Below are 13,485 nucleotides of genomic sequence, written 5' to 3'. Positions count from 1 at the left end.
TATATAATCGCCCCCTACTTTTACAATATTAATCGTGTATTTTAAACTTTGTCAGCAGTCTGAAGCTAGTGGTAATGCCGGCTGTTTACTACATCCAAAACTTAAAAGAGAGCGGATGACTGGTTAAATAAGAATCTGCTCTAGGCCTGATAGCCCAGCAACAACAGTGTTTCTTTATGTTGCTGCATATCGGCAACGTTGGGTAGTTCACCCCAAATCTGAAAACCGCACTTTTGCAGCACGCCGGCACTAGCAGGATTACCTTTAAACACAAAACCCAACAGCGTTGAAAATTGTAGCGGCTGCATCTGCTGCTGCAAAAAACGCACCACTTGGCTACCGATGCCTTTTCCTTGTGCACTTTTGTCCAGATAAAAACTGGCTTCAGCAGTAATACCATAAGCCGGACGACCGTAAAACGGCGACAGTGTTGCCCAGCCGATCAGGCGGTTGTCGTGGGTGCGCACCGACCAAATCGGATAACGCGGGTTATTTTGATGAAACTCAAACCAGGCTTGGCGATCGGCAACACTAATCGGCTCTAAATCGGAGGTGATGTGGCGGCAAGCGATCGTCTGGTTATAAATAGCAACAATCTGATTTAAATCCTGTGTTGCGGACGGTTGGATACTGATTTCTGTCATCTTATTTCCTGTTTTATTTTTATGATTATTGGGTGCTGCTATTCAACGCTGTTCGGCAAACGTAAGCTGACTTCAGTGCCACCGATGGTGCGACGTTGAATATTCAATATGGCTTTTAATTCTTGCGCTCGTTCGTGCATGATATTCAAACCGTAGTGCCCGCTCGGTTCATTTAGTGACGGAATGCCGATGCCATCATCGCGAATCAGCACTTCATTTTCGCCATCTGGATTGGTTTTGGCAACCACTTCAATCAATGAAGCGCTGGCGTGCTTAATACTGTTCAGTACCGCTTCGCGCACAATTTGCAGCAGATGAATTTGCTGCTGTGCGTTCAATAGTTGTGACGGCAGCGCACAATCGAGCACAATTTTTGCTTCAGAACGAGATTGCAGAGAATCGATCACCTCTTGCAATGCCAAGGTCAAATTGGACTCACTGACGGTCAGCCGGAAAGTCGCCAACAGCTCTCGCAGTTGGGTGTAGCCGTCGCTAAGTGCGGTTTCAAATTGGTTCAAAATGGTTAAACTTTTGTTGGCTTTTGCTGCATCCACCTCTTGTAGAATGCTGCGTTTTAATAAGGTTAATTGAATCTGCAAATAGGCAAGCACCTGTGCCAGCGAATCGTGCAGTTCACGAGCGATAATCGAACGTTCTTGCATTAAGATTAAATGTTGCCGCTGGCGTAACAGTTGGTAGGAGTGAATTGCCCGTCCTAACATCTGGGCGATATTTTCGATGGTGCGTAAATCGGGGTACGCTTCGCTGCGCTGCCAGTTTAAGTTGCCTAGATGTTGCTCGTTGATCATAATCCGGGTGGTTTGCCAAGGCACGTCGCTCTCTTGCCCCGCCTGTAAATCAAACATCTCATTACCGTTTGCGCTCAGGCGCACCACTTGCAATTTTTCGTTTTGCTGCAATAGCGTCAGCACCGTCAACAAATTTTCACGTGTGATTTCGTGTAATGTGAGTTGCTGGGAGGAGTAGTACAGCATTGATAAAGTGCGGTTGATTTGAGTCAAGCTGCGGGTCTTTTGACTCACTTGCTCTTCGAGAGAAAGATAGAGCTTTTGCAGCTGTGCTGCCATTTGGGTAAATCCACGTGATAATTCACCCAGCTCATTGGCGCTGTCGATATCCAGATTGATATGTTGAAATTGGCTGTTTTGTACCTGCCGGCTGGCAGTGACTAAACGTTGTAGTGGCTCAACCACTTTTTTGCGACTGTAACTGAGTAAATAAGCACTCAGCAGAATCATCAGCAATAGACTGAAAATATTAATATAAATTGCGAAACGGATTCGTTGTTCGGAGAAAACTTGCAATACCGAGACAAAATTGTCAACCTGCTCGACATAACGCTCTAGATTTTGTCGATACAGCTCCGGCTCGTGTTGCAGAATATATTGCTCCATCACCGCCCAACTTTCCAGCAAAGTGCGGTATGCGATCTGCACCTTACTTGGCACATAAAAACGCTCTAAACTCATCAATGTCGGGGTTTGCAGACTGGCGCGATAAGTTTTCACCCCGTGTTCCAGCAGCTCAGGCTGATATTGCATCTCGTGCAGCAGGCGATAGCTCTGCATCCGCAACGAGCCAGACACATTGATCATCTCCGCATCGGAATGATTGCTGATCATAATCAGCGTGGTGACACAAGTGGACAGCCCCGACAGCAGGATAATCAACACTAAATTATACGCCAACCGCGACGTCACTGATTTTTTGATTTGCACGATTTGCTCCAAGGGTTTTGCAACGATGGGAATATTATAAGTATTCTAGCAAGTGCGGTATAGCTAACTTAGCGGCTAAAACGCAGTATTTTTGCCTATTATGACTTTTAATAATCGGTGTAAGCTTTCAAGGCGACCATTTAAAGATTCCATTCAATATGAAATAAATTTTCTATACTAGATAGATTCAGATATAGCATGAACTAAAACATAGCTGAGTTTACTGCTTAGTATATAACTAATTTCCTAAAACTTGATCTCGATAGCAAAATGAAAGATTAGCAATTGCATAAATTAAATTCGAAACGTATATTTCATAAATGAAATGATAGATTGTTATTAAAACCGATTGTTAATCGAGATACGAGGAGAATTTATGCTAGCGTTTATATCATTCGTCGGCTTCACTGCCATGGTGGCGCTGATTGCGTGGTGGTACACCAGACATGACGATCTCAGCCATTCTGAAGGATATTATCTTGCCGGTCGTTCTTTAACTGCGGTATTTATCGCCGGTTCGATGATGTTGACCAATTTATCTACTGAGCATTTGGTTGGGTTGAACGGTTTGGCGTATCGTTCCGGCTTTATTGTGATGGCGTGGGAAGTGATGGCGGCGATTACGATTGCGATGTTCGCATTTTACTTTTTACCAAAATATTTAAAGCTCGGCATCGCCACGATTCCGGAATTTTTGGAAAAGCGCTTCGATAAAGGTACGTTGCTGATCACGTCATTGCTGTTTTTGGGCTGTTATGTGATTTCGTTGTTGCCCATTGTGTTATATACCGGTGCTTTAGCGCTTGAAAGCTTGTTTCGGGTGTCTGAAGTCTTTGGCGTGGATAAGACGACCGCACTTTGGATCATGGTGTGGGGTGTCGGCATTTTGGGTTCGATTTATGCGATTTTCGGCGGGCTGAAAGCGGTGGCGGTTTCCGACACTATCAATGGCGTCGGCTTGTTGGTCGGCGGGATTATGGTTACTGTTTTGGGTTTGATGTACGTTGGTGATGGTAACGCTTGGAATGGGTTAAAAGAGGTATATCACGCCAATCCGGAGCATTTTAATTCTATTGGCGCTACGGATTCAGTGGTGCCGTTTTCAACGCTGTTTACTGGCTTGATTGTGTCGAATATGTTCTTCTGGTGCACTAATCAATCGATTATTCAGCGTGCTTTGGGCGCTAAAAATCTGAAAGAAGGGCAGAAAGGGGTGCTGTTGTGCGCTTTCTTAAAACTGTTAGGTCCTTTATTGATTATTCTGCCCGGTATCATTGCGTTCCATATTTTCCAAGGCAAATTGGATATTCCCGATCAGGCTTATCCGGATTTGGTGCATTTGGTGCTGCCGGATGCGTTGGTCGGTTTCTTTGCCGCCGTGGTGGTCGGGGCGGTGTTGTCCACCTTTAATAGTGCGCTGAACTCTTCGGTCACCTTGTTTTCGCGCAATGTGTATAAAGTGCAGATTAATCCCAATGCCAGTGATACCAAACTGGTGAATGTCGGTAAAGTGGTCGGGATTATTTTGGCTGTGGTGGCGATGGTGGTAGCGCCGTTGGTTGCCAATGCGCCAGACGGATTGTTTTATTTGATTCAGCAGCTGCAAGGGGTATTTAATGCACCGATTTTAAGCGTAGTTGTAGTTGGGTTGCTGACTAAACGCGTGCCGGCGATCGCGGCGAAATTCGGGCTGATTTTCGGGATGGTTTCCTACATTGTGTGTAACTTTATTTTAAAAGTCGATATGCACTTCTTCCATTTGGTGGGACTGTTGTTTGTGATCAATGTGGTGATTATGCTGCTGATCGGGCACTTTAAACCGATGGAACAACCGTATCAAGAAGTCTATACCCAACAAGTGGATATTGAACCTTGGGCATATGTTAAACCGGTTGCGTTGGTGATCACGCTGCTGTCTTTAACCATGTATATCTTTATGGCACATAACGTACCGACCTTAGTTTGGATTGGTTATTACTGTTTTGCTGCCGGCACTTTGTTGTATTTCCTGTATGTTTTTGTGCAACAGCGTAGTAAGCAGTTGAAATCAGCCGCCTGATACACAAAGACCGTAAAAACGCATAACCCTGTTCTTGTCAGGCTGAACGGGGTTATTGTTTAGCGATACGTCAGCAACCGCACTTTGATATTTTTATAATGATCGTTTGTAAACCTCGCCTAAGGTTTGCTTTTGCGAACCGAACAGACGAATGATTTGTGCTAAAAACAGCTCACCGGCGGCAATGGCGTCAATTAAGGCGTTATGATTAATATATTCCGGCAAACCATAATGTCGGCGTACACTACCCAATTGATAAGCCTGTTGCGGTTGTGTGACAACGAAAGTCCGTTCCAGTTTTAAGGTGTCTAACCAAAGCAACGGAAACGACTGCAATTTATATTTCATTGCCAAATAGTGCTGAATAAAGCGCTTTTCTATATTTGAACCATGTGCTATCACGATGCGTCCTTGCATCTGTGTGAATAGCTGCGTCATTACCTGATCCAAGCTGACCGCACTTTGTAGCATTTGCGGTACGATATGGTTAATTACAACAGTATCTTGTTTAATTTGCTGCTGTGCTACAAAATCATGGCGAGATTCAGACAATTTCAGGCAAAAATCTTCAATCGGTATACTGGCGACACTGAGGATATGATCGATCATCGGATTCAGCCCGCTGGTTTCAAAATCGATCACCAGATAAGACAACGATTTGAGATCGGTGTCGGCATGCGGATAAGCGGCGGCAAACAGTGGTAATAGCGCTGGCGGGCATTGGTGTTGAGCGCATAATGCTGAGCGTTGCTTCTCCAGTTTTGCCAAAGGATCAAATCGCTGCTGCCAGCGCTTGAAAAGTGATTTCATCGCAGCAACCCTTTCTGTGAAAAACGCAATTCCGCCGCCTCCTGCAATTTGGCGATTAAACGAAAAGCATCTTTCAGATTATTACGTTCAAACGAAGTTAAATCATCAGGGGTAATGTGGTTGGTGAGCATTTGTTGCTGTTGCAATCCCTGCGCTTGATATTTAAACCGCACTTCGCTCACGAAGTGGTATGCTGCTAAAATATCGTCCAACGTGGCTTGGTTGATCACGTTGGCTTGATAGCATGCCTTGAACCGCTCTTCAGTCGAAGACGCCTGCACGATGCTGGCAGATAGCGCATAAATGCGCCCTAAATCCACTAATAAGCTGATGGCACGTTTTTTCAGATTCAGTTTGTTTTTGTGTTCCCCGTCTTTGATCAGCACAAAATTCCTGAAAATATTCAGCGGTGGTTTAACTCGGATCGCATTAGCTGTCAAAAAGGCTAAAAAACGTCTGTTTTGTCCAATCAATTGGACAAAAAACTGCTGCAACTCGGTACCCAAATCTGATGCGCCGTAAATGGCACGTAAATCGAGCAAAACCGATGCATTGAGTAATCCTTCTTGCTCCGGATTTTGAATCCAGTGGCGGAAATCTTGTTGCCATTCAGCCAAAGATTGACACCATCTCGGATTCGATGCCATATAACCACCGGAACATTTTTCATAACCGCACTTGTCCAGCCCGTCATTGACAAATTCAGCCAGCCGCAAAAAATAACGCTGCTCTTCAAAACTTAATTTCCGTTCAGTAATGATTGCATTGTCTTGATCAGACAGCGGATGAATCTCATAACGGGCTTGGGAGCCAGAAACCAGCCATGCGTAGCGACACGGCGCCACGCCGCAGTAATGTTCTGCCATCATGAGTAATTTTTGGTTGAAGGCGTCGGCAATCAACGTCATCACTTGCATAATATGCTGATAGTGAGTACCGCTATTAACCAAGGCTGCAAACAGCGCCTGCCGTTTTTGCCCCAGTTTAACCAATAACGGCAGCGAATCCGCCTGAAAAATATGGTTAATCAAAAAAATAGACTGAGTGCTGTTTTTCTGAACTAAATCGGTGGCGGTCAAAATACCTAAAACCTGATTGTCTGCCATCACCGGCAAACTGCGGATATTGTGTTGCATCATCAACGAGACCGCATTCAGTACCGAATCATCGGCAGCAATCGTGGGAGGATTAGGGGTCATGATATGGGTGATCGGCAATTGCACATCCAACGCGTGCGCCACTACTTTTTTAGTCATATCGCGATCATTGACAATGCCGATAAGCTGCCCGTCCTGCATAATTAACGCCGATGAACGCCGCTGTTGGCACATTTTTTCTGCGGTATGTTGAATGGTGGCACGGGCATCAACCTGTGCAATTTTGCGGTTTGCCACTTCAGCCACAGATTGCATAAAAAGATTGCCTTGACCTTGCGCTAAATGGGTTTGTGCAGCCTTATGCAGGCGAATATTGGCATCACTGGCAAAATATTCTGCATATTCAGGATGTTGCTGTAAAATTTGGTGCAGGATAGCGTAGGGGACTTGATAAATCAGGCTGTTTTCAATCGCAAGTGCGGTGTAATGTTCTTCTTCCAGCGGGTTAAAAATACTGAAACCAAACACGCTGCCGCTTTCTAATCTTGCCCGCAGCTCGCCATTCGCTTTTTTCTGCTCGACCGCACCGGTGCGGATTAAATACAGACAGCGTTTGTCACGTTGTTCTTCAAATGCAATCACTGCACCTTCGGCAATATAACGGATTTCAATATTGGCAGCGATTTGACTGATGACACTTTTTGGCAGGTGATTAAATGGGTCGATTTGGGCAATAAACCATTCAATATTCGGAATCAAAGAGCTGTCCATCGCATTTTTCCTCATAGTGTATAGCAAAACAAAGACACCTTAAATCAGGTAACTTAAGGTGTCTTTCATTTTAGCTGTCGTTACAAATCAATCAAGTGCGGTATTTTTTCCACAATTGGATCAAACGTTGATAGCGCTCGGAAACCGCAGCAATCAACTGTTGATCGTCGAGTTTTCCAGCTAGCCACTCGGCGGACGGTTCGGCGAAAATCGTTCTGCCGACCGCAAAGCCTTTCACCAATTTTGCGTTGGCAGCCGCTTTAAAGGTTGCGTCGAACACCGATTCCGGTGCATCTAAACCCAGAATCAGGATACCGCGACAGTAACTGTCGTTGCTTTCGATAATTTGGCTTAAATCTGCCCAGCCGTCAGCGCTGATACCCGGCAGTTTCCACCAATCCGGCTTGATGCCTAAGTTATAGAGATGTTGCACAATTTCATGGTAATAGTGCTCTTGCTGCTCCATATCCAACGGCAGAATAATTTCCAGCAGCAGTTCGTGCCCGGTGCGACAACAGGCTTGATAAACATCCAGCAGTTTTTGGTCTTGTTGCGCTTTCAAATCAGCCGCATCGTGTGGGTGGTAAAACGCTAAACATTTGACTACATGTTCTTGCGGCCAAGTGATCAACTGACTGCCTAAATCACCGTATTCCAGCGCTAGTGGGCGGGAAGCCGGTTTTTCAATCGGGCGTCCAATCCACCAGTTTTTGCCGGTGATCGCATTTAATGCGTCTTGTCCGTAAGTGGTGTCGGCTAAAATACCGGACTGTCCATTATCCACCCCTTCTGATTTGGCGGTTTGTTGTGCTGCTTGCAACAACAGCGTTTTCAAGTGCGGTATCCGTTTCGGATCAGCGCCACACTTTTGTGCCATTTCGTCCAGTTGTTTGCGGTGATCAAAGGCGAAAATACACAGATTATTCCATTCGGTTTTGCGCGTGGTGACACGGTGCAGATGGTTTAAGGTGACATCTAAATCCGGACGTGGCACCGATTCGGCACGGGATAAATAGTCATCCAGCTCTTTTTTGCTCGGCATTGCCGGCGCACAGCCATGACGGGACACCACCAACGCCCCGCAGGCATTGGCATAGCGACAGGCTTGTTCCCAACCTTCGCCGTTGATATAACCACGTAATAAACCGGACATAAAGGCATCGCCGGCGCCCAGCACGTTTAACACTGCCACGCGCACGCCGTATACGTTCAAGCCACCATCTAAATCATCGGGAATTTCGCCCTCGAATACCGAGCAGCCTTGTGCACCACGTTTGCACACCAAGGTTGCCTGGCTGCATTTACGCACATTCTTAAGTGCGGTCAGAGTATCGGTCGAGCCGCCGGCGATATGAAATTCCTCTTCGGTACCGACCAGCACATCAAAGTGGTGTAACACCTCTTGTAGCGAATCGGTTACCGCTTGTGAATCCACATAGCGGGTTTCACCATCGCCAAGCGACGTTAAGCCCCACAACACCGGACGATAATCAATATCCAGCAACCGTTTCACGCCGTTGCGTCCGGCATATTCAAGTGCGGTAAGCACCGCATGGCGGGTTTTCGGGTGCGAAAGATGGGTGCCGGTGATCGCCAAGGCTTTCGCCGAAGCAATGTAGTCTTCGCTGAAGTCATCGGCACTGATCGCCATATCAGCGCAGTTATCACGATAGAAAATCAGTGGAAAGGTTTCGTTGTCTTTGATGCCGAGAATCACAAGTGCGGTCAACCGCTCTTTGTCGGTAATCAAGTGGCTGGTATCTGCGCCGACACTTTGCAACTCTTGACGTAGAAAACGCCCCATATGTTCGTCGCCCACTCGGGCAAGCATTGACGATTTCAAGCCTTGAATCGCCGTGCCGTATGCCACATTGCCGGAGGAGCCGCCAAGATATTTGGCAAAGGTGGTTTCGTCTTCCAAGCGGGAACCGATCTGTTGCCCATATAAATCGACGGCAATCCGTCCGAGACAAATGAGGTCTAAGGGTTTTGATGCGGGCTTTTGTGACATAGTGATCCTCTCCTGTATTTACTGCGTACTGTTTTGCAATTGCGATAACACCAATCAAAACAAACTATTTAATTTTTCTTTATTTTAGAATAAATATTTCATTTTGCTATTGTTAACTCGTTTTTTTGGGATCTTGATCTCAAAAAATCTTTTTATAAGCGATTTCTAACTGGATTTCAGTCACAACCTATGTAGCTCGTTTTCGCCAAAAAAACCGCACTTTTCACTTTTTTTGATCAAGAAATTGATCCAGCTCGCAAAAATGAAATTTACATTTCATTTTGTGTTTTATTGAAATTAATTTTGAGTAGAATAGCGACTGTAAACATTCACTGTAGCATTCATTCACTGTAGCATTGATCGCTCGCATTATTTTGGCAGGAGAATCTATGAAAACACAAAAACTCACCGTTGCCCAAGCACTCGTCAAATTTTTAGACAACCAATATGTGGAAGTGGACGGCAAAGTCAGCAAATTTGTGAAGGGTATTTTTGGCATTTTTGGACACGGCAACGTGCTCGGTTTGGGGCAAGCGTTGGAACAAGACAGCGGACAGCTGATTGTGCACCAAGGGCGCAACGAACAAGGCATGGCGCATGCGGCGATGGGATTTGCCAAACAAAAGGCGCGCAAGCAGATTTACGCCTGCACCTCCTCAGTCGGCCCTGGCGCTGCCAATATGATCACCGCCGCCGCCACGGCGACCGCCAACCGTATTCCGCTGCTGCTGTTGCCCGGCGATGTGTTTGCCACCCGGCAACCGGATCCGGTGCTGCAACAGATCGAGCAAAGCTACAATTTGAGTATCAGTACCAATGATGCGTTTAAAGCGGTGAGTAAATATTGGGATCGGGTCAATCGTCCGGAACAGTTGATGACCGCCTGTATCAATGCGATGCGGGTGCTGACTGATCCGGCGGAAACAGGGGCGGTAACGATTGCGTTGCCACAAGATGTGCAAGCGGAAGCGTATGATTTCCCAGAGTATTTTCTGCAAAAACGCATTCACCGTATTGAACGCTCTTTGCCGACCGAACCGATGCTGCAACAAGCGCTGGAACTGATCAAACGTAAGCAAAAACCGTTGATTATTTGTGGCGGCGGTGTACGTTATTCCGAAGCGGCTGCGGAGCTGAAAGCCTTTGCCGAAGCCTATCAAATTCCGTTTGCCGAAACCCAAGCAGGCAAAAGTGCGGTGGTGTCTGCTCATCCGCTTAATGTTGGCGGCGTGGGCGAAACCGGTTGTTTGTCTGCCAATTTGTTGGCAAAAGAAGCCGATTTGGTGATCGGTATCGGCACTCGTTACACCGATTTCACCACCTCGTCCAAATGGATTTTTCAAAACCCTGAAGTGGAATTTTTAAATATCAATATCGCCCGTTTCGATGCCTATAAACTGGACGGGGTGCAAGTTACCGCCGATGCCAAAGCCAGTTTGCAGCAACTACAAGCATTGTTGCAAGCCACCGGCTATCAAGCCCAATGGCATGATCAGATTGCGCAAGCCAAACAACAGTTCGAACAAGAGTTAAACCGGGTGTATAACGTCACTTATAGTGGCAAAACCTTTGTGCCGGAAGTCAATGACCGCTTGGATACTGCTGCGGTTTATCAGGAATTCCAACAAATCACCGGTTCATCACTGACTCAAAGCCGAGTGTTAGGCATTTTGAATCAGACATTGGGCGCAAACGATATTATTGTTGCCGCTGCCGGCAGCTTGCCGGGGGATTTGCAACGCACTTGGCAAAGCAAAGGCGAAAATACCTATCATCTGGAATACGGCTATTCCTGTATGGGCTATGAAGTCAATGCCGCCTTGGGCGCAAAACTGGCGGAACCGGAAAAAGAGGTGTATGCCTTCTTGGGCGACGGATCGTATTTAATGCTGCATTCGGAGTTGATCACCTCGATTCAGGAACATAAAAAAATCAATATCATCCTGCTGGACAATATGACCAACGGTTGCATCAATAACTTGCAAATCGGCAACGGCATGGACAGCTTCTGTACCGAATTCCGTTTCAGAAATCCGCAAACCAACCAGCTAGATGCTGGCTTTATCCCGGTGGATTTTGCCATGAATGCCGCCTCTTACGGCTGCAAAACCTATAAAGTCAGAACCGAAGAAGAGCTGAAAACAGCACTTCAAGAGGCAAAAAAACAGAAAGTCTCTACGTTGATCGACATTAAAGTATTGCCGAAAACCATGGTACATGGTTATGGCAGTTGGTGGCACGTTGGCGTGGCAGAAGTGTCGCAAAAAGAGCGGGTGCGTGAGGCTTTCCAAAAAGCGGAAATTCAGATTAACCGTGCCCGTCGTTATTAAATTATCGAGTTAAATAAAGTATTTAAAATCACCTTTGAAGGAGAAACAAACAGATGAAAGCAGAAAATGTGAAATTGGGTATCGCCCCAATCGGCTGGACCAACGATGATTTGCCGGAATTGGGTGCAGAAAACACCTTTGAACAATGTGTCAGTGAAATGGCGTTGGCTGGCTACGAAGGTTGCGAAGTCGGCAATAAATACCCGCGAGATGTCGAGGTGCTGAAGCACAAATTGGACGTGCGCGGCATTCAGATCTGTAATGCGTGGTTCAGTACTTTCTTTGTGGACGGCAAAAAAGAGCAAACCATCAAAGATTTTATTGAACACATGAATTTCTTACACGCCATGGGCGCCAAAGTGATCGGTTGCTCAGAACAGAGCCGCAGTATTCAAGGTCAGAAAAAAGCGATTTTCAAAGAAAAAACTGTGTTCAACGATGCAGAATGGCAACTGCTGGCGGAGGGCTACAACGAGCTGGCTAAAATCGCCGCTGAAAAAGGTATGAAAGTCTGTCTGCATCACCATATGGGTACTGGGATCCAAACGCCACAAGAGGTTGACCGCTATATGGAAGTGACCAATGATGATGTCTATTTGCTGTTTGATTCCGGTCATCTTTACTACTCTGAAGGGTCGCAGCAAGCGATGTTGGATGTATTAGAGAAATACATTGACCGTATCGTCCATGTGCACTTGAAAGATGTGCGTGATGACGTGGTTGCCGAGGTTAAAGCCAACAATCTCAGCTTCTTAGAAGGAGTAAAAAAAGGGACGTTCACCGTGCCGGGCGATGGCGTGATTGACTTCAAACCGATTTTTGCGATTTTAGAAAAACATGATTACAAAGGTTGGATGGTGGTGGAAGCCGAACAAGATCCGGTACTTGCCAATCCATTTGAATACGCCTTAAAAGGCCGTAAATACATTAGAGCAGTTGCAGGAGTTTAAGATGATTAAAGTAGGTATTATCGGCGCAGGCCGTATCGGACGTGTGCATTCGGAAAGTATCAGCAAATACGTTAAAGGCGCAGAAATCAAAGCGATTTCCGACATTAAAGTCACAGAAGAGCTGCAAGCTTGGGCGAAATCGATGGGCATTGCGCATGTCTATGACGACTACAAACAAATTCTGCAAGACCCTGAAATTGATGCGGTGTTGGTCTGCTCTTCCACCAACACCCATGCCCCGATTTCGATCGAAGCGGCGCAAGCAGGTAAACACATTTTTTGTGAAAAACCGATTGATGCCGATGTGGGCAGAATCAAGCAAGTGTTGGCAGCGGTAGAAAAAGCCGGCGTGAAATTCCAAGTGGGCTTCAACCGCCGTTTTGATCACAACTTTAAAGCGATTAAAGATCGTGTAGTTGCCGGTGACATCGGCGAACCGCATATTATCAAAGTGACCTCACGCGATCCGGATGCGCCGCCGATCGAATACGTTAAAGTCTCCGGTGGGATGTTCTTTGACATGACGATTCACGATTTTGACATGATCCGCTACCTCTCAGGCAGCAATGTGACCGAAGTGTTTGCGGTCGGCAGCGTGTTGGTCAATCCGGAAATCGGCAAAGCCGGCGATATCGACACCGCCGTTATCACCTTGAAACTGGCAAACGGCGCGATCGGCGTAATCGACAACAGCCGCAAAGCAGTTTACGGCTACGATCAACGTGCCGAAGTGTTCGGCTCGAAAGGCGCAATCCAAATCAGCAACGACACCGGCTCAAGTGCGGTTTTCTCCGGCGAACAGGGCGTGGTAGCGGAAAAACCGAAATATTTCTTCCTCGAACGCTATATGCAATCCTTCGCCGATGAAATCTCCTGCTTTGTCGATTCGGTGGTCAATGACAAACCAACCGTCGTCAACGGCGACGACGGCCTACAACCTGTTTTGATTGCACTGGCTGCGAAAAAATCGATGGAAGAAGGTAGACCGGTTAAGATTAGTGAGATTAGCTAAGCAATAAAATGAATGTTATCTGATCGTTAAAAGGCACTTTTGTGCCTCAGATTATTGACAAA

The 13,485-nt window shown here is 46.3% G+C and carries 9 protein-coding genes; 4 read left to right on the top strand and 5 right to left on the bottom strand.

Annotated features, from left to right (window positions below; all coding sequences use genetic code 11):
• Window positions 1-140: 140 nt before the first annotated feature.
• Window positions 141-644 (bottom strand): GNAT family N-acetyltransferase, encoded by a 504-nt coding sequence (locus tag FHQ30_RS12210; protein ID WP_139611153.1) that lies wholly within the window; start codon window positions 642-644, stop codon window positions 141-143.
• 38 nt (window positions 645-682) lie between these two features.
• Complete coding sequence (narQ, locus tag FHQ30_RS12205; protein ID WP_139611154.1) at window positions 683-2,383, bottom strand: nitrate/nitrite two-component system sensor histidine kinase NarQ; 1,701 nt, start codon at window positions 2,381-2,383, stop codon at window positions 683-685.
• Between the two features lie 376 nt (window positions 2,384-2,759).
• Here narQ and FHQ30_RS12200 point away from each other — a divergent pair, with 376 nt between their 5' ends.
• Window positions 2,760-4,442, top strand: a complete 1,683-nt coding sequence (locus tag FHQ30_RS12200) for a solute:sodium symporter family transporter (protein WP_139611155.1) — start codon at window positions 2,760-2,762, stop codon at window positions 4,440-4,442.
• A 93-nt stretch (window positions 4,443-4,535) separates the two neighbouring features.
• Here FHQ30_RS12200 and FHQ30_RS12195 read toward each other — a convergent pair whose 3' ends face one another.
• From FHQ30_RS12195 to FHQ30_RS12185, 3 genes are all read right to left on the bottom strand, one after another.
• On the bottom strand, window positions 4,536-5,252 hold the full coding sequence (locus FHQ30_RS12195) for an exonuclease domain-containing protein (protein WP_139611156.1): 717 nt from the start codon (window positions 5,250-5,252) through the stop codon (window positions 4,536-4,538).
• A complete protein-coding gene (locus tag FHQ30_RS12190; protein WP_139611157.1) occupies window positions 5,249-7,120 on the bottom strand; it encodes a DUF294 nucleotidyltransferase-like domain-containing protein in 1,872 nt (623 codons plus the stop codon). Before FHQ30_RS12190 ends, FHQ30_RS12195 begins: the two co-directional genes overlap by 4 nt.
• A 91-nt stretch (window positions 7,121-7,211) precedes the next feature.
• Complete coding sequence (locus FHQ30_RS12185) at window positions 7,212-9,131, bottom strand: bifunctional 5-dehydro-2-deoxygluconokinase/5-dehydro-2-deoxyphosphogluconate aldolase (RefSeq protein WP_139611158.1); 1,920 nt, start codon at window positions 9,129-9,131, stop codon at window positions 7,212-7,214.
• Between the two features lie 389 nt (window positions 9,132-9,520).
• Between FHQ30_RS12185 and iolD the strand changes: the two genes are divergently transcribed.
• From iolD to iolG, 3 genes are read left to right on the top strand one after another with little or no spacing between them, the layout of a single operon-like run.
• A complete protein-coding gene (gene iolD / locus FHQ30_RS12180; protein WP_139611159.1) occupies window positions 9,521-11,461 on the top strand; it encodes a 3D-(3,5/4)-trihydroxycyclohexane-1,2-dione acylhydrolase (decyclizing) in 1,941 nt (646 codons plus the stop codon).
• A 53-nt stretch (window positions 11,462-11,514) separates the two neighbouring features.
• Window positions 11,515-12,411: a myo-inosose-2 dehydratase gene (iolE, locus tag FHQ30_RS12175; protein WP_139611160.1), complete on the top strand. Its 897-nt coding sequence runs from the start codon at window positions 11,515-11,517 to the stop codon at window positions 12,409-12,411.
• A 1-nt stretch (window position 12,412) separates the two neighbouring features.
• Window positions 12,413-13,423, top strand: a complete 1,011-nt coding sequence (gene iolG, locus FHQ30_RS12170; RefSeq protein WP_139611161.1) for an inositol 2-dehydrogenase — start codon at window positions 12,413-12,415, stop codon at window positions 13,421-13,423.
• Window positions 13,424-13,485: the final 62 nt, after the last annotated feature.

It is taken from the genome of Testudinibacter sp. 'clade 2' (assembly GCF_006227735.1).
Classification (GTDB): Bacteria; Pseudomonadota; Gammaproteobacteria; order Enterobacterales; family Pasteurellaceae; genus Chelonobacter.
Note: the sequence above shows the minus strand (reverse complement) of the source record. Positions and strands in the feature narration are given on the sequence as shown.

Coding starts and splice junctions, on each gene's coding strand:
- FHQ30_RS12210 (WP_139611153.1), bottom strand. CDS start 644: ATGACAGAAATCAGTATCCAACCGTCCGCAACACAGGATTTAAATCAG.
- FHQ30_RS12200 (WP_139611155.1), top strand. CDS start 2,760: ATGCTAGCGTTTATATCATTCGTCGGCTTCACTGCCATGGTGGCGCTG.
- FHQ30_RS12195 (WP_139611156.1), bottom strand. CDS start 5,252: ATGAAATCACTTTTCAAGCGCTGGCAGCAGCGATTTGATCCTTTGGCA.
- FHQ30_RS12190 (WP_139611157.1), bottom strand. CDS start 7,120: ATGGACAGCTCTTTGATTCCGAATATTGAATGGTTTATTGCCCAAATC.
- FHQ30_RS12185 (WP_139611158.1), bottom strand. CDS start 9,131: ATGTCACAAAAGCCCGCATCAAAACCCTTAGACCTCATTTGTCTCGGA.
- iolD (WP_139611159.1), top strand. CDS start 9,521: ATGAAAACACAAAAACTCACCGTTGCCCAAGCACTCGTCAAATTTTTA.
- iolE (WP_139611160.1), top strand. CDS start 11,515: ATGAAAGCAGAAAATGTGAAATTGGGTATCGCCCCAATCGGCTGGACC.
- iolG (WP_139611161.1), top strand. CDS start 12,413: ATGATTAAAGTAGGTATTATCGGCGCAGGCCGTATCGGACGTGTGCAT.